The organism is Paenibacillus sp. JT22N7, assembly GCF_059383875.1.
This window is the reverse complement of record NZ_JBXENY010000007.1, coordinates 13,535-36,922: the sequence shown is the minus strand read 5'-3', so window position 1 is coordinate 36,922 and position 23,388 is coordinate 13,535. Positions and strand designations below refer to the sequence as shown.

7 protein-coding genes and 1 riboswitch are annotated in these 23,388 nt (G+C 46.2%); all 7 genes read left to right on the top strand.

Going from position 1 to position 23,388, the window contains the following annotated elements:
- Positions 1-48: 48 nt before the first annotated feature.
- The 7 genes from AC50Y5_RS19105 to AC50Y5_RS19075 all read left to right on the top strand — a co-directional run bounded on the left by AC50Y5_RS19105 (position 49) and on the right by AC50Y5_RS19075 (position 23,374).
- On the top strand, positions 49-1,467 hold the full coding sequence (locus AC50Y5_RS19105; RefSeq protein ID WP_494862951.1) for an NAD-dependent malic enzyme: 1,419 nt from the start codon (positions 49-51) through the stop codon (positions 1,465-1,467).
- Between the two features lie 321 nt (positions 1,468-1,788).
- On the top strand, positions 1,789-3,069 hold the full coding sequence (locus AC50Y5_RS19100; protein WP_494862950.1) for a class II aldolase/adducin family protein: 1,281 nt from the start codon (positions 1,789-1,791) through the stop codon (positions 3,067-3,069).
- 429 nt (positions 3,070-3,498) lie between these two features.
- Positions 3,499-3,599: riboswitch (cyclic di-GMP riboswitch) on the top strand.
- Positions 3,600-3,838: 239 nt separating this feature from the next.
- Complete coding sequence (locus AC50Y5_RS19095) at positions 3,839-7,957, top strand: fibronectin type III domain-containing protein (protein ID WP_494862948.1); 4,119 nt, start codon at positions 3,839-3,841, stop codon at positions 7,955-7,957.
- A 1,029-nt stretch (positions 7,958-8,986) separates the two neighbouring features.
- The gene (locus AC50Y5_RS19090; protein WP_494862946.1) at positions 8,987-11,443 is read left to right on the top strand and encodes a fibronectin type III domain-containing protein; all 2,457 of its coding nucleotides are present in this window, start codon (positions 8,987-8,989) and stop codon (positions 11,441-11,443) included.
- A 38-nt stretch (positions 11,444-11,481) separates the two neighbouring features.
- A complete protein-coding gene (locus tag AC50Y5_RS19085) occupies positions 11,482-12,435 on the top strand; it encodes a hypothetical protein (protein WP_494862944.1) in 954 nt (317 codons plus the stop codon).
- A gap of 13 nt (positions 12,436-12,448) precedes the next feature.
- On the top strand, positions 12,449-13,300 hold the full coding sequence (locus AC50Y5_RS19080) for a hypothetical protein (protein ID WP_494862942.1): 852 nt from the start codon (positions 12,449-12,451) through the stop codon (positions 13,298-13,300).
- A gap of 57 nt (positions 13,301-13,357) precedes the next feature.
- Positions 13,358-23,374 carry a polymorphic toxin-type HINT domain-containing protein gene (locus AC50Y5_RS19075; RefSeq protein ID WP_494862939.1) on the top strand — a complete coding sequence of 3,339 codons (10,017 nt, stop codon included), beginning with the start codon at positions 13,358-13,360 and terminating at the stop codon, positions 23,372-23,374.
- Positions 23,375-23,388: the final 14 nt, after the last annotated feature.

The following is a 23,388-nucleotide window of genomic DNA, read 5'->3' as shown; positions in this document are numbered from 1 at the left end:
TGAAGGCAAATAGCAAGCGCTCAAGCGTTTGATGGGAGTGTGGTCAGGGTGGCAGTGCCGGCAACGGGAAGCACGAATATCGTATTGCGTTTGGAAATGGACAAGGAAACGTCAACCTTCGGGCGGATTGCTACGGCAATTGGCGAAGCGGGCGGCGACATTGTAGCGGTTGACGTCAGCGGGACAAGCAAAACATCAACGATTCGCGATGTGACGGTCAATATAACGGATACGCAGCGCAAAGAGCTAATTGTAAGCGTATTAAATAAGTCGCCAGGCGTAAAGGTGCTTCAAGTATCGGACCAGACCTTCCTTATGCATCTGGGCGGCAAAATCGAAGTCACGCCAAAAATGACGATTAAAACGCGCGATGATCTGTCACGGGTATACACGCCGGGCGTCGCCAATATTTGCATGGCGATACATGAAAGCCCGAAGCGGGCCCACTCGCTCACGATAAAAAGAAATACGATAGCCGTCGTATCGGACGGAACCGCCGTATTAGGGCTCGGCAATATCGGGCCGCTCGCGGCGATGCCGGTCATGGAGGGCAAGGCGATGCTGTTCAAGCAGCTCGCAGGAGTTGATGCTTTCCCGATCTGTCTCGATACACAGGATACGGAAGAGATTATTGCGACGATTAAACGCATTGCCCCTACATTCGGCGGTATTAATCTTGAGGATATTTCGTCGCCGCGCTGCTTTGAAATTGAAAGGCGTCTTATTGAGGAACTGGACATTCCGGTGTTCCACGATGATCAGCATGGCACAGCGGTGGTGCTGCTTGCAGGCCTTATTAATGCGGTCAAGCTGGCAGGCAAGCAGCTTGCAGATTGCAAGATCGTGCTATGCGGCGTTGGCGCAGCAGGAATTGCCTGCACGAAGATTTTGCTCGCGGCAGGTGTGCGGAACATCATCGGGGTTGACCGTGATGGCGCACTTGTCGCTGGCAGCAGCTACGAGCATGAAGCATGGAGATGGTATGCGGAGCATACGAATCCAAGCCGGGAGCAGGGCAAGCTGAGCGAAGTCATTGCGGGCGCAGATATTTTTATCGGCGTATCAGGGCCGGGCGTGCTGAAGGCGGAGGATGTTCGCAAAATGGCGAAGGATGCCATTGTGTTCGCGATGGCGAATCCAACACCGGAAATAACGCCAGAGGAAGTGGAAGGCCTTGTGCGCGTCATTGCGACGGGACGGTCGGATTATCCAAATCAGATCAATAATGTATTATGCTTCCCCGGATTATTCCGTGGCGTATTGGACTGCCGGGCTTCACGGGTGACGGAGGAAATGAAGCTCGCTGCCGCCCAAGCGATTGCTGCGGTTGTTACCGAGGATGAGCTGAATGAATATTACATCATACCGAGCATATTCAATCCGCATGTGGCGGATCGCGTCAAAGAGGCGGTCATTGAAGCAGCTTATGCTTCGGGAGTTGCCCGCAGACGGGAGCGCAAGCTGTAGTTTGAAATTGGCGTAAAAAGGAAGCATTAAAGCAAGAAATCAGAAAACAACAGCGGACGGAGGTCCGGCTTTTCTCGCAGTGACGACCATCGTTCTATGCTAATCAAGAGTTCGACTTATATAGATTGAAATGGGAATGCTTCGAGGTTATGTACCCGAGGCATTCTTTTTTTTGTGTATAGCAAGATGATAAGCTGCTGGACGCCGCTTTATTTTTGCGCGAAAAGGTTAAAAGAAATGTAAGAAAAGTCACTTTCAAAAACAAACAAAAGTAATACAATATAAACAAAGATACTGAACGCAAAAAAGGGGGACACACAAATGGAATTTACTTTATTACATCCTTCCGATCAGCTGGTCATGATGATGGAGCGCATTTACGGTTATGGCATGACGACGACTTCAGGCGGCAATTTATCGATTTTGGACGATAACGGTGATTTATGGATTACGCCTGCGGGCATCGACAAGGGGGAGCTGACGCGGCAGGACATCGTTTGTGTGAAGGCGGACGGTACAATCGCGGGCAATCACCGACCATCAAGCGAATACCCGTTTCATCAGATGATTTATCGCAGAAGGCCGGACATTCGGGCGGTTGTTCATGCACATCCTCCGGCGCTTGTGGCATTCAGCATGGTGCGTAAAGTGCCTAATGTCCGCTTGCTTCCGAATGACTATTTGATCTGTGGCGAGGTAGGCATGGCGAAATACGGCTTGCCAGGAAGCGCGGAGCTGGGTGAAAATATAGCGGACGTATTCAGCGAAGGGCTGAACACGATTATGCTGGAAAATCACGGTGTCGTCGTAGGCGGCCGAGATTTATTTGAAGCTTTTCAAAGATTCGAGACGCTGGAATATTGTGCGCGGATGGAAATACAGGCGAACCGGATTGGGACGCCAGTAACGCTGCGGGGCGATCAGCTGGCGGATACGCGCGAGGTGCTGTTGGAGGAGTTTGTACCGGATTTTTACAGCAGTGAGGAGAAGGAAGCACGCTGGGAGATGTGCAAGCTCATTAAGCGTTCTTACGATCAGCGGCTGTTTACGAGCACGCAGGGCACGTTTTCCCATCGGGTCGGTGAAAATTCCTTCATTATTACACCGTATGATCAGGACCGTAAATATGTGGAGCCGGCGGATCTCGTGCGGATTGACGGCGGGAAGAAAGAGGCGGGCAAGGTACCAAGCCGCTCTGTACAGTTTCATCAGCATATTTATGAGACGCAGCCTCATGTGAACTCGATTATTATTACGCATCCGCCTAATATTATGGCGTTTGCGGTGACAGAGGAGCTGCTGGATTCGCGGACGATTCCGGAAAGCTATATTTTGCTGCGGAATATTCCTAAGCTTCCTTATGGGGATTTGTATACGAAGCCGCAGGAGGCGGCGCAGCTTTTTCAGGAGAACACGCCCATCGTCATTGCCGAAAATGACTGCGTCATCGTCACCGGGCAAAGCCTGCTGAACGCCTTCGACCGCCTGGAGGTCGCCGAATACAGCGCGAAAGCGACCATTTCAGCGAAAAACATTGGAGCTATTGTGCATATGGAGCAGTCGAGGATTGCGGAGCTGGAGCAGGCTTTTGGGTTGAAGTAGTAGGCCATATTGCCTAAATTAATAGTAATGTGAGTTTTAAAAAGTGAACTTAAATATGAAATGATAGGTCCAGCCCGTGGTTTAGCGGGTTGGGCATTTTTTTGTTGATCATACGACTAATAATTTGCAAGGAGATAAATAGGAAGATTTTTAATAGTTCAAATAGGATTAACTTCCTGTTGTATGATCTAGAATTTACTAAATATAAGGAGTCCACTGTTAATGAGGAATGACATGCCAAATAAAAATATTTATTTTCATGACTTATGTAGTATAAAATTTCAAATATCCAACCGATATACTAAGTACAAAGAACTATTAGATCAATTGAACTGAAAGGTAGACTCGTTCGAAAGGCGGGGGAGTAAAGTCGAGGGTCTTCGTGGAGACTACTAGAAATGTAGGTTTAAGAATCAACAAGCCCATTGAAATTGATAAAGGCAAACCTGATCGAAAGACAGGGACGCAAAGCCGCGGGTCTTCACGGAAAACCATAATTATGGTTGCCGTATGACAGCCGGGCCGCCAAAAGTAAATGGGCTTTTTTTATGCAAATATAAGAATTTATAAGTTTCATCCTTATAAACGGCTTATATTTCATACGCTAAACGGTAGCTTTGCCGCCAGAGAGCAGCGATAGCCGTTTACGCTTGACGTATAGGAAAGGATATGAATTTTCTCATACTTTCTCTATACGTTTTGCCAAAACGATGGCGTCTAATAGAAAGGACGCCGCCAGACGTTTTTCTTAATAGAGGGGGATATTCAAATGTATTTTAGTCAGATTAAGCAAGGTGTAATAAGAGTATTATGTTTATCTTTAATTATTCAAATGTTCCTTCCTTCCATCTGGAGCAATTCCACGGAGGCTGCCGCGTCATTTCGAGGTGTTAATGTTCAGTTTAAAGCAACTGATGCTTTAGCAGCAGATGGCTATTTGGCCGACCATGGCGATGAGTATGGTCCACACAATGGATACTTCTACGGTTGGAATATGGATCATGCGCAGTCTACGGTTACAGGAAGCACCTACGATGCGCCGCTTCTAAACTCTTCTATTCAAGTGCAAGAAGGCGGTGAATGGGAGATTGAGCTGCCGAATGGCAGGTATAACGTGAAGGTCAGTGTCGGGAACTCTGTATATGAAAGCAATAATACGCTTTATGTAGAGGGCAACACTTTTTGGGAAAATACGGAGCTGCCTGCTGGTGGACAAGTAACTTTTCAGAAGGGGGTTGTCATTGCTGACGGGAAACTGACGCTCAATGCGGGCAGCAGTGGAGATACAACAGCTATTCAATATATCGAAATTAAATCTCTGGAGCCTGTCATCCAAACGATTCCAAAACCGCAAATTGGGAAGCCAGCGGAGCAAAACAAGCTTCAGGGCAATAAAATTATTATTTCCGGCAATCAAAATAATGAGCATAATGCGCTTCCCTTTATCCGGGTAGGCGATTTAAATCCGGAAATTAGCCGCTACATGAATGCAGAAATGGCGTCTTTGGAAAGCAAACTGGCGGCATCCAATCCTTCATTTATTTCCTGTAATAATTGCAGTGCCTCAGGCCTGGAGGCAGCAATTAATAACAGCAGCAGCGATATGGTAGCTGTGACGGTGGGCCATTTAAATTTAGATTCCTCACTGACATTGGGCTCTCCTACGAAACCGGTTTATGTTATCGCAGAGGGCATCAATACGAATAATAAGCTCACCATTACGGTTTATGGAACTTTGGTCGTCAATGGGAGCATGAATGCGAACACTGAGCTGACTATTGATATTAAAAAACCTAACGATTCGACTCGGACAATGGGAGGGAATCTGTGGGTTAAAGGTTCCTTGCACTTGAATAATAATTCTAGTGTCTCGATTGCGGACAATTTCATAGCTGGGAGCCTTACTTATAACAGTGGTCTGCTTAATGTACAAGCAGGAAGAGTCATTGTACCTGGAAGTCTTCATATCAATACAAATGTAACTATGAATATTGATGAGGAAATGGTAGTTGGCAGCTTGGTTTCCAATAATCAGCAGGCCAATATTTCTGTGAAACGTGGAGATTTATTTATTCAAGGCGATATGCATGTCAACAATCACTTGAATATTGAGACCGGAGGCATCGTTGCCATCGGAGGCGGTATTACAGCTAATCAGAAACCGATTATTAACATCGGTGTCGGTACTGAAGGGGAAACGAAGCTGAAATATTTGGCAGCAGGGTTAAAGGCGGAATATTTTACAGAGGAAAATTTGGATGGTGAAAAAACGACGGTGCTGGAGCAGCCCGCTTTGCAAGGCAAGGCTCCTGTATCTTCGACAGGCCTAAATGATGGACGGTTTTCTGTTAGATGGTCTGGACAAATACAGCCTTATTACGCTGAAAATTATACGTTCGAGGCTGATGTTAATGGCGGAGTCAAACTATATGTGAATGGAACTCTAATTATTGATGAGTGGGCAGCGCAAGGAAATAAATTATTTACTGGCTCTATTGCCTTAGAAGCTGGTCAAAAGGTTGACATTCAAATGGAATACGTTAGTCGTAATGGATCGCCTAAAGCCATTTTATCATGGCAAAGCGCTTCAGGAGCGAAAGAGGTTGTACCAGCTAGTCAGCTATCTCCGTTTGCAACTCCTGCCATTCAGACTATTCCATCTGAAAATGCGGTGAAGGTCGGTTGGACTACTGCATTTAATGCAGATGGGTATGAGGTTGAAATGGATGGCAGCATTTATCCACTGGGCATTCTTAATGAATTTATTCATGAGCTGCTGCCATCAGGCACGGTGCATTATTACAGAGTCAGAGCGACGAGCGGCGATTTAAAGGGCGAATGGTCTTCTGTATCGGAGGTTTGGACTTTGCCGGATGTCCCCGAGAATATTAAACTGCAATCGACAAGCGATTCAGTGACCTTGACTTGGGAGAATGTGAGGGGCGCTACCGGCTACGAGGTGGAAACCTACAATACGGTCGTTAACATCGGCAATGTGAATCGCTATTTTGAAGAAAATCTGAATTCAAACATTCAGCGAACCTATCGAATAAGAGCGGTGAATACAAGCGGTCCAGGGCAATGGAGCCCAATACTTGTGAAATCTACGCTTCCAGGAACCTCTGGTGTGCTGAATACAACAGCAACGGATAAATCGATTCTTATTACTTGGGATTCTATTTCTGGGGCGGATTTCTATGATCTTGAGGTGGATGGCGCAGTTAAAAGCAATATAACGGGAACGGAATATTTGCATGATCAGTTAGAGCCTAATACAACACATACGTATCGAATTCGTTCGAAAAATAGCAATGGAGCAAGTAATTGGAGCGAGAAAGTTACGGCGACTACAGTGCCTTCCGTCCCGAAAAATCTCCATGCAGCAGCTGGTACCTCCAGTATTTCAGTCGAGTGGGATGAGGTTTCTGGGGCAACTGGCTACGACATCGAGGTGGATGGGAATGTTTTAGATAATGGCTTGAATACGAGCTATTTGCATTCCAATTTAGAGCAGAACGGTGAGCACACGTACCGGGTACGCGCCAAAAATAATGGCGTTATTGGACAATGGAGCCATTCCATTACACGCACAACACTTTCGGGAGTGCCTTCCAATATACGCGCTACAGCTACAGGCACAGCTATCACCGTAACCTGGGATCAAGTCATAGGGGCAGTTGGTTATGATATTGAAGTGGACGGGCTAATCGTAAATAATGGCTTGAATTTAACGTATGTGCATAAGGATTTACTGCCATTTACGGAGCATACCTACCGCATCAGAGCTAGAAATACTGGGGGGAACGGTCCCTGGAGCGAGATCATTACACAAGCAACTTCACTTGGTAAGGTGCAAAACGTTAAGACAGCATCAACAAATGATACAATCACAATTTCTTGGGATAGTGTCAGTGGAGCTACTAGCTATGAAATCGCTGTTGATGGGGTGCTAGTAGAGGTTTCAACGGGGACTAGCTATAAACATGCAGGGCTAGCGCCTAATTCGCTGCATGTTTACCGTGTAAGGGCGAAAAATAATGATTTGACTGGCGATTGGAGCGACACGGTTAGAGCAAGTACGGGGCTGGGCATTCCAGTTATTCATAAAGTTCTCTCCGCAAGTACGAGTATTACCATAGAGTGGGACAGCGTTGTCGGTGCAAATGGTTATGACGTTGAAGTAGATGGAAGGATTGTAGATAACGGCAATCTGACCCGATATGTACACGCACAGCTTGCTCCGGGATCAAAGCATGTGTATCGGGTGCGAGCAAAATCGAGCAGCGCCATAGGCGAGTGGAGTCAAGCGGTCACAGCTATAAGCTCGGCAGGGGTACCGGAAATCATTTCTACTGTAGCAAAAACAAATCAAATAACTGTCGAATGGACCTCGGTATCAGGAGCTGCAAGCTATGACCTTGAAGTCGATGGTGTACTTATTGAAGGTATTTCAGGGGTCAGCTATGTTCATCAGGGGCTGAAATCCAATACACGACATGTTTATCGGGTTAGATCCCATTCGGCGAGCAGCTCTAGCGAATGGTCTGAAAAAGTAGAGAAAAATACAATACCTGAAATTATTGTAAACCCAGGCAAGGACAATAAGTTCAATGTAGTCGTTGCTGCTCCTAAGAAGCAGGGTGTCACACAGAGAACGATTACGGTAACTTATCAGCCTTCTGAAGTAGAGGTTCTAGATCTCAGTGGAATGACGCCAGAAATCGAGCTGGGCACTGGTTTAATTCAAGGTACTAATATGATCGTACGGAAATTCGTGCCTGGAGAAATCGTGTTTGAGGTTATTAATGCCGACAAAACGATAGTGAACAGCATTGAGTTTCTGGCGAAAACAAATGACTACTCAAAAATTACTTATATTGTGGAATAGCATATGTGGGGGAGCGTCATGATGAGAAGCATTTTACGGAAAAATATGATAGCTATTATTGTTCTTTTATCCATGTTTACTGAATTGGTTCCTGTATATAGTGCAGAGCCAGTGCATGTTGGTAATTGGGAATTGGTAAGGACTTTTAAGGATGACAATCGTTTTGAACGCTACTTTGTGAATGTTAGGGTTTCTCCGCCGCAAATTTATCCGAGTACCTATTATGAGTATGACTACAAGCTTGTTTTTCCAACGAACAAAATAAGTCCAACTTGTAAATTTAATGTTAGTTATTTGAAAGATGGGGTCGATAATCAATGGAGTTATTATAAATATGAAAGTTACGATTACGAGATAATATTAAGCGAAGACTACGTTTCTGATTATCTTGTTTATTTTAATAAGGATTGTACAAAAGCTTATAGTTCTGCGGATTTCGAACTCTATAGAATCTCCAGAAGCTTGAACGAGCCCCCTCTTATTATTGCTCCTATAGCCGGGTCTAGTTTTACTAATCAATTACCAGTGACATGGATCTATAGAGGTTATTATCCTAGACAGCATAGGAAGCCAGATTACTACAGCCTTGAACTATCTCTAGATGGGGGATCAAATTGGACTTCAATTGTTGATAGAGGTTTTACCGACTGGGGCGAGTTTAATCATAGAGTAACTGATTATTTAATTGATATTTCAGCTATGCCTAATACAACCAATGCTTATATAAGAATGCGATCGCAGGATAAAGGGTTATGGGGACGATACGCGTATGCGGGTCCTTTTACTATAGCAACTCCTACCAAGCAAGAAATTCTCTCTCCTACAGCAGGACAAATAGTAAGTGATCTGTCTGTCTTTGTTCCATCAGTCAGGCTTACAGGGGCAGCAAGTGGGAATCTGACCCTGTCCTATTATGTAGATAACGAGAGCACACCAAGAGATACAAAAGTCATCTCTAATACAGCGACAGCACAGCAAGTAAACTTTAATGCGCTCAATGTCCAATCATTGAGTGAGGGCCCGCATACGATGAAATTTACGGTGAACGATGGGGCACAAAAAATTCAAGATACGGTAGCTTTCCAAGTGGATAAGAATGCTCCAGCAGTTGGCGTATTTCAGGCAACAGCAACGGATACGACTATCCAAGTAGCGGGCACAGCAATGGATACGGTATCAGGATTGCATGCTCTGCCACATCGTTTCACGATAGGGACAAGCGCAACGGATTGGCTGGCCGCAGGTGCGCATACTGCGACGAGTCTTATCCCGAATACGAATTACACCGTGAAATTTGAAGCAAGAGATGCAGTAGGACATATTGGATCACAAACGAAAAGCGTTCAAACAAAGGCGCAAAGCCCATCTTTCGTGCTAGGACAAGCAAATGACAGCAGTCTTGAGGTCACGTTTCAAGATGGAAATCCGGCTGGAACACAGTACCAATTGAAAGCTGGAGCTCAGTATGTGAATGGTTCAGGAGGATTAAGCAGCACGGCCGTATGGTTTACCCCGACGAACAAGAAAATACGAGTCACTGGATTAGCATCCAATACAACGCTCGTGTACCAGGCAAAAGCTAAAAATGCACTAGGAGAGGAAACAGGTTGGAGCAGCACAAGGAACGGAGAAACCTTGGCAAGCCCACCGACGACACTAACGCTAGAAGCTTCGCAGCGCTACTTGCGCATTTCATGGCCCGCAACGGGCGGCACCGTCACATATGAGATTGAAGTCGATGGAGCGATCGTTAACAATGGCGCATCAAACACGTATCTCCATAGCTCGCTCACGCCAAATACGAGACATGCGTATCGGGTGCGAGTGAAAAATGGGAGTGGAGCTGGAAGCTGGAGCCCGCTGCTCGCTGCCTTTACACTGCCAGAACCGCCTACGGTTCCGCTGGAAATAGAGGTTGCACCATCCCAGAAGGAGCAGACGATTACTTGGGGAATCGTGGCTCGAGCAGAGAGCTACGACATTGAAGTCGATGGAGTTGTAAAAGATGCTGGAAGTGGTCAGCGTTATGTACATGCTGGACTTGAACCAGAAACACAGCATACGTACCGGATACGGGCAAAAAATACAGGTGGGATCAGCGAATGGAGCGCCTTGGTCACCTCACAAACGCTGCCTTATCCTCCACAAAAGCCAGCCACTTTAACAGCAGAGCCGGCGATACATGAGATGGCGGTGAGCTGGGAGCCCGTTGCAGGAGCAACAGGATATGAAATTGAGGTAGACGGCTTAATTTTGGATAATGCCAATCGCACGAGCTACCTCCATAAAGAACTGGCGGCGCTAAGCCCTCATACGTACCGCATAAGAGCGACGAATGCGGGAGGGAAAAGCGCGTGGAGCGAGCCGCTTGAAACGGTCACGCATCCTGAAAAGCCCGCCATACCAACAAATCTCATCGCAACAGCTGAAGCGGATGGCAACACGCTGACATGGTATAAAGTACCGCATGCGGAAAGCTACGAGATTGAGATTGATGGTTCTACGATTATGAATGTAACCACTAATCAATACACACATACGGGACTCGTTCCAAATAAAGCCTACGCTTACCGGGTACGTGCGGTGAACATAAGCGGATATAGCGAATGGGGCAGCAAGGTTACGCTCACAGCTCTGCCTAATCAACAAGCATCAGATTTGGCGCTAACGAATGTAGCAGCTGTCGTGACAAATCGATCAATCACCGTATCTTGGGAAACGGTAGCAATAGATGCGCATTATGAGGTGGAAGTGGACGGAGTCCTAACCGATAACGGGCTGGACACGATCTATCATCATGGCGGGCTCGGGGCGAATGAATTTCATACGTACAAGATCCGCTTGAAACAAGAAGGGACGCCAGCAAACTGGATCGCCGTGTTGTCGTTGTCTACCCTTCCTGACTCCCTCCAAGGGAATATTGAAGTGAATGCAATAGCGAATAACAACAGCATCGAGCTGCGCTGGGATCAGGTAGAGGGAGCTAGCGGTTACGACATTGAGGTGGATGGTCAGACCGTAGCATCAACGGGTACATCAACAACCTATACGGATACAGGCTTGGAGTCTGGTACCTCGCATACGTACCGGGTGCGCGCGAAGAACGAAGCAGGCGTGACGGTATGGAGCCCGGCAATTGTGAAGAGTACAACGAGCCCTTCGTATATTGTCAATGGTGTAAAAGGGAAGACGTTTGATTTGTCGCTGCTGGGCAGCAATGTGCAGGATTTCAGCGAGTTAACGTATGTCGTTACGTATGATGCATCGGCGCTGGAGGTTGTAGATTTGTATGATTTCACGCCAGCACTGGACCAGCAGTCCGGCAAAATAGCAGGCTCCAATCTGGAAGTCACCTACACACCGGGACGTATCACCTTTAAGAAAAGCCAAAACATTGTGCCGGGCACATCCTGGTCCGGTGAAGTAACGACGATCATCTTCAAATCTAAAATAACAGGTCAAACGACGATTGACGTAAAGGTTTAACAGGAAACTGAAATGGAAACGGAAATGGAGCTGAGTATGTGAGGCATTTTCTCAAAAAGCATTACAAATGGGTAGCGATTGTTGTTGTCATCGCTTTAATCACAGAAACCTTTGTATTGCTGCTAGATAACAATTTAATCAATCCAAATAAAGAAGAAGCTGCCGTTGAAATGAAGAGCGACAGCATGATGGCCGCGGATATTTCCAATATGACAGGTGTCAAGGCAGAGGAAATTATAAAGCTGAAAGACACGGGGCTTTCTTGGAACGAGGTGCTTGAGCAGTTGAAGTCAACCAAGCTTGCGGGAAATGACGAGGACCGGAGCAAGCGCAGCGGGCTGCTTGCAGAGTCAGGAATGGATGAAGTGACAAGCAAGCTTCAGGCACAAGGCTATCAGAATGAGGATATTTTAGAGGCGAAAATGCTCGCAGAACGATTGCAATTCCAACTGAAAGAGCTGGGGGGCGGCAATCAGCCTGCCCCTGCTGTTCAAGTTCCTACGGCAAGCATAGACAAGAAAGAGGAAGATCAGCAGGAGCGCTATGAGAAGCTGCTTCAACAGTTCAATGTTGCCGACGCTGTGTATTTCATGCTTTTGCTGGAAGACAAGGTAGGAAGCGCAGAGGCTGTTTTGGATGAATATTTGGTCGCGCTTCAATTGGAATTGGATTTGAACCTATATATCTCCGATCAAGAGGCTTATACAAAAGCGAGAGATGAGAAGCGGATGAGCAGCCCTTCCCATGAAATGATTACGATGTCTGGCATTGAGCTTGCGCTGCTGGAGCAAATTCAGAAAAGCAACACGCGTATAAAAGATAATTTGACGACAACGACGCAGGGGACTACAGCATCGATAGATGTAAAAGACAGCAAAGGGGAGAACATTTTACCGGATGTTCCTTTGCCTGTTGTAGAGGATATTAGGCCTGGCAACCCAGCGGCTGATGTCATGAAGGAAATAGAGGCCATTAACCCAAATCGACCGTAAAGGCGGACTACCAATGAAATATAAATTTAATAAAATGACAAAATCCTTAGTTGTCATACTTGCCCTTGGCACGGTGCTGCAGCTAGGAAGCGTGCTTGCGAAAAATGCTTTGACTGATCAAAAAACGACAGTCAACACAAATAAAATCTTCCAAAGTGCTGCGACCCTGTCGCTATCGCAAACGGCATTGGATCAAATCAAAGAAGCGGATGAGACGGCTTATGCTCGCAACCTTGCTAACTATGAAAGCATGGTTAAGACGCTGCAAGTGGATGAAAAATTCCAAAAGGAGCTTGACCGTCTGGTAGCAGCGGGCAGCAGCCTGCCTGATTTGCTTGTTGCTTACGAGTTTTTATACCAAAACTATGGCAAAATGCAAGATTTGGAGCAGCTAGCTTTAGAGCGCTCGAAGGGGAATGATTGGGAGACCATTATGAATCGGTATCACTCCAGCCATAAAGCTTTCGTTCCCAGAGCATTTGGGGCAGATGAGCTGGAGCAATGGATGAGCAATCCCAAGCTTAGCTCAGATGACATTATGATTGCAGATACACTTTCTTTTGTATCCGGGGCAGCGATGGAAGATATTTTGAAGGAAAAGCTTGAGGCAAACAAAGGCTGGCAGGAAATTTCAGCAGCTCTTGATATTTTGAATGGCTCACTCAGCTTGCCGCGCCTGCAAATTACGAAGGAGCAGCTGAGCAAATATGTTCAAAAAGGAAAGTTTACAGAGCAGCAGGTAGCAGAAGCCTTTGTATTAGCTCAGAAGCTTGGGTTAACCCCGGAGTCCGTCATTGCGAAGAAAAAAGCAGGAACCTCTGATGAAGCGATTATGGCGAAAGCGTACACAGACAAATACAATTAATCGTTTTCGCAAGCATAACAATCTACAAATGCAGTTAAACTTCTTGGAGGTGCAAGGGTGAAACGTTGGCTTAAGACGTCCTTATTTATCTTATTTATATCTATGCTTCCTGCTCCATTAGCCTATGCGGAAACATTGGAAGAGCAGATGAACAATTTAATAGGACCGCAGAAAAATTACAATACGATGCTGTCCCCTGTTTATTTGAACAACAATAAAAGTGCCGAATACATCAACCCGCAAAGTGGAGAGCTGAGCTTAACACAGACCGATTATGTGCTCCCTGGGCGCAATGGATTGGATTTGGAAATTAAACGGATTTATCAGAGCGGCATTTCCAATGTGCAGCAAATGAATGTCAAGTATGTAAATGGCGCATGGGTAGACTATGTGGAGCCAGTCGATGAATCCTCTTCTTTCTATGAGGATCGCTATAATCTGGGGATTGGAATGCGTTTCTCGTTCCCGAGCATGGAAATTCGCAAAAATGAAGATGGTACGAGCCATAAATTTCTACATACCGAGAGCGGAGACATTTACCGTTTGAAAAATGCTTCGCAGGATGGTCTTCCCGTCATGCTGCCGGAAGGTCAGACGGTAAAAGATGTCGTCATTCGGGAAACGACGGAGTTCAATAATGGGCAAACGGATGGCAGCTCCAAATATGTGATGACCGATAAGGAAGGCAAAAAAACATTTTTCGCAGAAGATGGCGCAATTCTCGGCATTGTCGATCGTTATGGCAATACAATTACGTTCCAGCACAAAATACTAGACTATACGGTAGATGGCAAAACGACGCATAAAAAATTGATTTCCAAAATCGTCGATACCGTTGGACGTATTACGACCATTGATTATAAAGAAAACGATCAATATAAAGTAGGGGCAATCACGAACCAGGCGTATGGGAAAAATGAAACCTACAAAGCAACGCAAAATCCGAATAATGTGGATTCCGGCGACCTGCAAGGGCAGTTTCAGGTAATCGTAAACCTGCCTGGAGACAATAAGCTCGTTTATGATAAATCGGCTGTGCTGGTCAATGATTCCAAGCATGTGGTGCGGACAAGACTGCAGCGCGTATTTGATGTGGACGGCAGCCCGAAATATCATTTTTGGTATGAGCAGCCTGAGCTTGGCTTTACGTTTGTAAATGGCACCAATTATGGCGTCTACAATCGCTATGAAAATTTAATGCAGGTGGATTATGTTCCTACCAATCATATCACTCGCTACATCTACAATACGTTTACGAAGGGCCTTAGCGAGGGCAGCATGCAGTACCGTAAAATTTTTGAGAAGCGCGAGCTGATTAAGAAGGATTACGATGCATCCAAAGCCAAGTTTGAGGATCGTTTTACCACCGAGGTGAAAAATAAAACGGTATACAGCTACACGAACGAGGCTGACGGCTACAAAACCGATAACTATAACCCAAATGACAATACGTATTTGAAGGATAAGTTTCGCTATTACACGGAAACGACCGATGCGATTGGAAATAAAATGAAATATACCTTTGATGGCTTGCATCAGCTGATTTTAACCGAAAATACCGGGAAGGATCATAAGGAGGTCGTATCGAGCGAGCGCGACGAGCTGAAGCTGGTGAAAAAGCAGGAAACGTTGATTTACCAGACAACGAATGGTCAATCGAATGACACTCCTGTTAAGCGCGTTGAAAACTACCGGTACGATGAATATGGCAACCTGACGAATTACACTGGCCCGGAAGCAGAGCGCGATAGTCAGGGCTATCCTGTAAACAATGATCATTTGGTTGTTTATGCGTATGCTTATGACAAGTTTCATGTATTGGCATCAAAGACATGGAAGAAGGATAAAAATTCCGTAAGCCAAATCCAGTATGCAATCGATCCGAAAGGAAATGTGACAAGGGAAACGAAGATGAATGCCCAGTCAGAGGATAGCTGGACCGTGACGGACTATCAATATGACTCGTACGGCAATATGACGCGTCAGGCATCAAGCGCTGGGGGACAAAGCTTCGTAACCCAGTTTGAGTATGGGGTGGATGCGAGCGGCTTGGATATGAAGGGAGCCTATGTTACCAAGCAATATGGCAGCGCAGATGGCGACATTGCAGCCAAATCGTATGCGTATGACTTTAATACGGGCAACCGCAAGCTTGATGTTAATCCTAATAAGGAGCAAACAAGCTATACCTATGACAAGCTGGGACGGGTTACTCAAACGATCGAGCCGGATAAAGGCATAAAAGGCTACAGCTATTTAGAAAATCCTTACGCCAATTTAAGCATTCAATATACCGATCCGAATAAAAATCGATTCCAATATGAATATGACATCATGGGTAATTTGCTTAAAGCAGCTGTGGAGGACAGCGGGGAGTGGCATGTTTTACAAGCTTATGAGTATGATGCTCTCGGATTAAAAACGAAGGAAGTCGATGCAAACGGCAATTGCTTCCGCCTTGAATATGATAGTAATTTCCGCCTGACTAAACGTTCCTCTTATGAACAGGATAAGGTCAATAAAGGGGAGCTGACGCTTCAATATAAGTACACGGGCAATAGCGCTGCCCCGCTTATCGTTATTTTGACGAATGAGGAGGGCTATTCAACTACGTTCTATTATGATCTATTAAATCGTCCAGTTAAGGTAGAAACGACGCCAGATCATAAGCAGGTGTATACAACTAGCTATGAATATGATTTTATGGGCAATTTGCTGCGTGAAACCGATGGCAAAAACGGTTTGACAGCGTATAGCTATGACAATATGGGGCGGTTAATAGAGAAGAAGGATGCATTAGGCAATGAGACTTCATATGCCTACAATGCGCTTGATCAATTAAAGCTCCAGCAAGATCCGGGGAAAAAGGTTACGGAGGTTATTTATGATGCTCTTGGACGTGTAGCGGAGCAGCGTATTTATACCAAGGGTGAAGCGGATTATACGTATACCCGCCATAATTACGATTTAGCGGGAAATCCAATTCGAACGAGAATGGGCAAATTAACGGGAACGGCGGGTGTCGTAGCTAGCGATGTAAGCTATACCTACGATGCGATGAACCGGGTGACGGATGAATACGCCAAGCTTGATGGCTCGAGAACGGCACATGTTCGGTATGCCTATGATCTTAACGGCAATAAGCTTACCGGGACGTATTATACGGATGCAGCTGAAACCAGCTTTAAGCAGCAGTTGTTCACCTATAATTTTGCTGGTCAGGTGACGAAGGAAGAAGGCGTTTTTAAAGAGAAAAATGGCAGTAAAACAGAAGAGCATGGAAGCTACCGCGTGTTCTATAATAGGGATCTTGCTGGCAATGTCATCAAGCAGCAGGTATTTAATGGAGACGGCTACGATACGATACTGTTTACGTATAATTACCGCAATCAGGTCATCGAGAAGGTTGAGCCTTACGGCGGCAAGTCCAATGGAAAACGTACCGTTTATCGCTATGACAAGCTTGGCCAGCTTTTAACAGAAACACTAACGGTGCAAGGAACTGACCTTACGCAAACGATGACTTATGATGGACTTGGCCGTATGGCAACGAAGAGCGATGCTCTTGGCAATCGAAGCCGGTATGCTTATGATGCAAACGGTAAAGTGATCAAAGAAAGTGACGGCAGATATTCTGCCTTGGCTCTCGAAGATGCGCCGGGAACACTTTATGAGTATGATGCGCTGAACCGCATGACAACCGCCAGCTCCTTTGACGGAAAAGTCAAAGAGGTCGTGATGTTTAAGCAATACGATGAGCGCGGCAACGTCATTAAGGAAGGGAAAGGCGAAGGCTATCAGGCGGCAAATCCATCGAAATCGTATGGAACGGCCTATCAATATGATGCAAATGATAGAGTTATTGCTGTCATTTCTGCACAGACTGGCGCGGACAATGAGAGCAAAGGCACATCGTATTACACCAACCAATATGTGTATGATGCTTTGGGAAATGTCATTTCAGAAACGGATGCCTTGGGGCGTAAAACGTCGTACAGCTATTATTTAAATGGGCTATTGAAGGAGAAAGTCTATCCGGATGGAAGCAAGGAAAGCTACAATTATGACCTTACGGGCAAGACGCTCGTTAGCAAGAAGGATCAAAGCGGCCATGTAACGACCGTAAGGAGCAATGTGTTTGAGAAGCCTTACCGGATCGAGCATCCGGATGGAACAGTCGAAAGCATGTCTTATTCTGCTAAAGGTGAATTAATCGAGAAGGTGGATCAGGCGGGGCAAGCCTCTTATTATCGCTATGATTCCAGCAGCAATTTAGTGGCTGAGCAGGCTTACATCTCGTCTAATTCGACTTCCACTCAGTATAAGCTGACGGAGCATCAGTATGATGAAGCGAATCGCCTGCTCAGCAGTGAAACCTTCAGCTTTAAACAGCCGAAGTCTGGGGCGGAAGGAACGAAGGCTTCAGCTGGTGATAAAATCACGAATAGCTACGATAAAGCGGGGCGTGTGCTTAGCGTTAGCGGGCCAAATGGCCGGGAAACGCTCCAGCAATATGACGAGGCTGGGAATATTACGCTGAAGCGGATGAAGGTAGCAAGCGGCGACTATGACATCACGCGTTATGCGTATGATATACAATCCCGTAAGCTGTCGGAGTCGCTCTTGGTGAAAATGGATGAGCTAGTGCAGGCTGAGCTTGCAGATGCCGGGGTCGATGATACCTACTACGATCGTGTGCTGGCGACAACGGTGTATGCCTACGATAAATCCGGCAATGTCGTGAGCCAGACAGACCCGAAAGGTTATGTAACCAAGCTGGCTTACGACTTGGATAACCGCATCGTGAAGCAAATCAATCCGCTTGGAGCAGCAACCACCTATACCTATGATGAGAAGGGCAATTTAGTTGAAGAAAAAAATCCGCTCGGTCTGCTTACTCGCTATGACTATGATGAGCTGGATCGGGTCATTCGCAAAAAGCAGCCAGCGGCGGATGGAATGGAAGCTGTTACCCGTTATCTCTATGATGCGAACGGCAATGTAATCAAAGAGATTTTGCCGAATCAGTATACGGCTTCTCTGGATCGTGATGGCACAGTCAAGTCCATGAAGGGGCTATCGTATACGTATGATGCGATGAATCGCCTTACTTCTACGACCTCGCCAGAAGGTAAGGGGATGGAATACATCGCCTACGATGTGAATGGTCGAATAAGCAAAACGGTCGATGGCTTGCAGTATACAGGGGATTTAGCTGCCTCTTTGGGCATGAGCTATGTTTATGATGGGCTAGGCCAATTGATCAAGCAGACGGATGTGCTGCAGCATTCGACTACGTTTGTTTACAATGTGCTTGGAAATGTAACGAAATCGACGGATGCCAGAGGCATGATAACGGAATATGCTTATTATCCAGATAGCTTAGTTCGCTTGATAACCTTTGCTAATGGCGGAGAGACGTCCTATGAATATGACAAGCTGGGACGCGTGACTGCGGAAACGAATCAGCTCGGCAATAAGACGACGACAGCGTATAATGCCTTTGGGCAAGTGAAGCTGGTGACGGACGCGCTGCTTCAGCGTACGGAGTCGAAATACGATCTGGCAGGCAATCTGGTGTCGCTTAAAGATAAGCGAGGAAGCGTGTCGCTGTATACCTACGATGCGAACAAGAAGCTGATTGAAACGAAAACGCCGTTGGAGCAAGACAGCAGCGGCAATGTCGTATACGCCGTAGAGAGCTATGCTTACGATGCGGCAGGCAATCTGATTAAAGAGAGCCTAAGCAGCTCGAAGGATGAAGCTTTTTTACGCGAGAAAACCTATGCCTATTACCTGAATAATTTGCTGAAAAGCGAATCGGATAACAGCGGGGCATTGACGGTTCATGAATACGATAAGAACGGCAATGTGACGGAAACGGCAACGCTTCGTGATACATCGGTTTATGATGTGGAGCGTTATGTGTACGACAGTCAGGACAGAGTGACGCAAAGCGTGAAGCTGGTGGATGCCCAGCATATGTATTTAGATAGCTCGGCTCATACGGAGCTTTTGCAAGATGAGGAAAACCCAGGCAAGCTGCAAATCATAACGGGATACGTGTATGATGTGCTTGGCAATGTGGTACAGGAAATTGATCCGAGAGCCTTTATGTATGCGGCAACCGATACGGCGGGAAGAAGCCAATACACGACCACGCATATGTATGATGCGATGAATCGTCTGGTGCAGACGAGCCGCAAGGTGAACGGACAGGATGCGATCAAACGATTTGCGTATGATGAAAATGGGAATGTAGCGGAAGAAACGAATGAGCGCGGCTACGTGACGAAATACGCCTATGATGAGCTGGGCCGCGTAGCAGCGGTAACGGATGGAGAAGGGCAGAAGGCGACCTTCAGCTATGACTTGGCAGGCAACAAAATAGCGGAAGCAAATGCGAGCGGCCATCGCATGACCTATGCGTACGACAAGCTTAACCGTCTGGTGACGGTTAAGGACCCGTACAACATTATCGTGACGCGAAATGTGTATGATGCAGCAGACAACTTGGTTAAAGTCATCGATGCCAAAGGCTATGCATCGGCAGCAACGGATGCACAGCGTTATGGAACGGTGTACAGCTATGACTTGGCGAACCGCCTGATTGCCCAGGCAGAGCCAGAAGCTGCGTTGCAAAATAAATTCAATAAGTATCAATACAATGCAGCAGGAGATAGAATCTCCGACACGAATGCGCTAGGGGTTACCTATACGTATGCGTACGATCAAGCGGGACGCTTGCTGAGCGTAACCGATCCGCTCGGCGTCAGTGTGACGTATGGCTACGATTTACTCGGCAACCAGCTAGATATGACGGATGGTAGAGGGAAGGTTACCCGCTATCGTTATGGAGCATTTGGTCTGGTGACGCAGGTCATCAACCCGTCCAATCAAGCGATGTCCTACCGTTACGATCTGGCGCTGCAAACCGCAGAACTAACGGATCGAAATGGCAACCACACGCGATATAGCTACGACAATCGGGGACAACTGGTTGAAAAAGCGGTGGCAGAAACCGAAGACCGCATTCAATATACGTATGACGAAGTTGGTAACCGTGCTTCCATGAGCGATGGCAGCGGTCAAAGCAGCTACGCTTATGATGGCAACAATCGTTTGCTGGAAGTTTCGAAGGACGGAAAGACCCAGCTCACGTATACGTATGATGCGATAGGCAATGTGAAGAGCCTGAAGGATAAAACGGGCTTTACGACCAGCTACACGTATGACAAATCGAGCCGGATGAGCACCGTAACGGCGCAAGGGAAAACGACGTCCTACAGCTATGATGAGAACGGGAACCGTACGTCCATTGCTTATGCAGGCGGCGTGAAGGAAAGCTACACGTTCGACCGCAACAGCCAACTGCTAAAGCTGGTGAATACGAAGGCGGACGGTGCTGTATTATCTGAATACAGCTATACGTATGACTTATCGGGCAACCAGCTGACGAAAACGGACAGCTACGGTGCGACGAATTATGGGTATGATGAAGTCGGTCGTATCGTAAAAGCGGAAGCGCCAGGTAAAACGACGGTGTTCACGTATGACCGCAGTGGCAATCGGGAGTCGATGCTGGAGACGTATACGTCGGAGCAGCCGACGGGCTATACCGATCCGATCAGCAAAACCGAGCTGACCTATATCGTGAAGCGCAGCGAATATATGTATTCGAATGCGAACGAGCTGTTGCAACTGACGGAGCAAATGAAGGATGCAGCGGGCGAAGAGGTGCTGGAGAAGAAGGTTATCTCGCTGTTTGACAACAACGGAAATGAAGTGCGCCAGCAGACGAGCTATTTGAGACCGCACAGCCGAGGGATGAATCAGGTAACGGGAGCAAATCCCTACGGAGATGAGCAGACCGAGGAAATTAGCAGCCTGTTGGAGAAGGTAAACAACACCTTTGACGGCTTCAATCGCCTGACGCAAGCCATCAATGTACAAGGTGGAGAGCGCTCTACTGTGGAATACGCGTATGATGGGGACGATCTTCGGACGCAGAAAACGGTGCGCAGCTCAGCAGACGGATATGCAGAGCAGGTCACGAACTACTTGTATGACCGTCAATACGTCATTTTGGAGACGGATAAAGCGGACGCGGTCAGTGTGCGTTATGTGAAGGGCATAAACTATATCGCCCGAATCGACCAAGCGGACAAGCTGTCGTATTTCCTGTTCAACGGCCATGGCGACGTTGTGCAGACAGTGGATGAGCAGGGAACGATTGAGAACCAATATGACTACGATGTATTTGGCAGTCCGACACTGACGATTGAGCTTTATGAAAGCACAATCCGCTACTCAGGAGAGTTTTACGATGCGGAAGTAGGCTTGTATTACCTGCGGGCACGTTATTATGATCCGTATGTAGGACGGTTTATATCTGAGGATACGTATAAAGGGCGGGCAAATGAGCCGTTGTCGCTGAATCGGTATACGTATGTGCTGAATAATCCGTTGATTTATTGGGACCCGACAGGGCATTGGGAGCAGGGGGATAGTAAGTTAAATGTTGAAGCGCAGGCTAAAATTATTGCGTTAACGAGTGCTTATTATAATGCTCAGACATCGTATGAGCGAAAAGCCATTAAAGAACAAGCAGAGGAAATACGAGGAAGTAAAGAAGCTAAAAATAGCGTAACGACCCCCCTGGTCTTCCAAACCGCGGAAATAGAAAAGGTGGTTGCCACCGCAGTTTCCAAAGGAAACTATATGACGAGTGAGCAGTGGACGGCGACTATCAATAAAGTTGGCATTTACTCAACTAGTTCAGGATATGCGAGTATGCAAGGGATATCTACGGTAACCACAACAGTAATCGGGCGAACGAATTTAACGGTGAGTTCAAAGTATTACTATAAGTCAGACAGTAAGACCCACGAAGTAACGAATATATCAACGGCGAATATTGGTTTATCTTACAATGTAACGGCCAATGAAATGGCTTTCCTAACTTCCATGGCAACGGATAGCTCGTATACACTGGAAGAATCATTAGTAGCCTTAGATTTATTGATACTAAATGGCGGAAAGGTAACGAATAAGGAATTAAATTCTTATGGTCTAAAAGCAAGCAGTCATCTTTGGGGATTCGACAGTACGGATAAGCATCTGATAACAGCCTACGAATTGAGTCTGAAAGGAATGACGGTTGCACAAGCACAAGCTGCGTTTGACGCCCAAAAGAAAAAAATGGTAGAGGCAGCACTAGATATGATGGTTTCTGGTGCAGTGACAAGTGGATTGAAAATAAATCCTAAGAAACAAAAAGATCCGGTAAAAGTTCAGAGTAAAAGTAACGTTACTGGATGTAACTGTTTTACGGCAGGAACTAGGGTCTTAACAGATGAAGGTGAGAAAAATATTGAAGACATTGAAGTCGGAGATAGGGTTCTTGCCAAAGATGAGAATAACCCGGATGGAGAATTAGCCTACAAAGAAGTTACAGCCTTGTACCGAAACCAGCGCGATGATATTATTAAGCTACATGTTGGGGATCAACTAATCGAGACGACAGATAACCATCCATTTTGGGTAGAAGGTAAGGGGTGGGTGTATGCCAACGAGCTTGAGGTGGGAGATCAACTCCAAAAGGCGGACGGAAGCACCCTCACGATCGGACAGATCGAGTACGTGAAACTGGATAAGCCAGTGACAGTGTATAACTTCACGGTAGCAGACTACCATACGTATTATGTGACGGATATTGGGATTTGGGTGCATAATACCTATTGTAGTGAAAATAATGTTACTAAACTTTTAGACACAATGCCTGAATTTACTGGTACTACTAGAGAAAAATTGCTAGCTGCTGTTCAGAATGAGAAATTAAAAAAAGTAATAAATGAACTTTATAGAGAAACTGCAGAAGTTGGAGATGGCGGAACTGCTGATGCACTAATACAGGAGTTTTATGTGGGTTCTTCAAAACATCTACAAAAAGCTCAGAACCGGGTAAAGGAGTTAAAAGATCTTTCTAAATCTGGGAAAGTTGGTCTTAATGATCTAGATATTATCGATGCTTTAGTAGATGATTTAGAAAATGCAATAAGACTTTTTAACTAGAGGAGTTGGTAGAT

Bases quoted from the DNA above. Each gene is read 5' to 3' on its own strand.
- AC50Y5_RS19100 (WP_494862950.1), top strand. From the start codon at position 1,789: ATGGAATTTACTTTATTACATCCTTCCGATCAGCTGGTCATGATGATG.
- AC50Y5_RS19095 (WP_494862948.1), top strand. From the start codon at position 3,839: ATGTATTTTAGTCAGATTAAGCAAGGTGTAATAAGAGTATTATGTTTA.
- AC50Y5_RS19090 (WP_494862946.1), top strand. From the start codon at position 8,987: ATGAAATTTACGGTGAACGATGGGGCACAAAAAATTCAAGATACGGTA.
- AC50Y5_RS19080 (WP_494862942.1), top strand. From the start codon at position 12,449: ATGAAATATAAATTTAATAAAATGACAAAATCCTTAGTTGTCATACTT.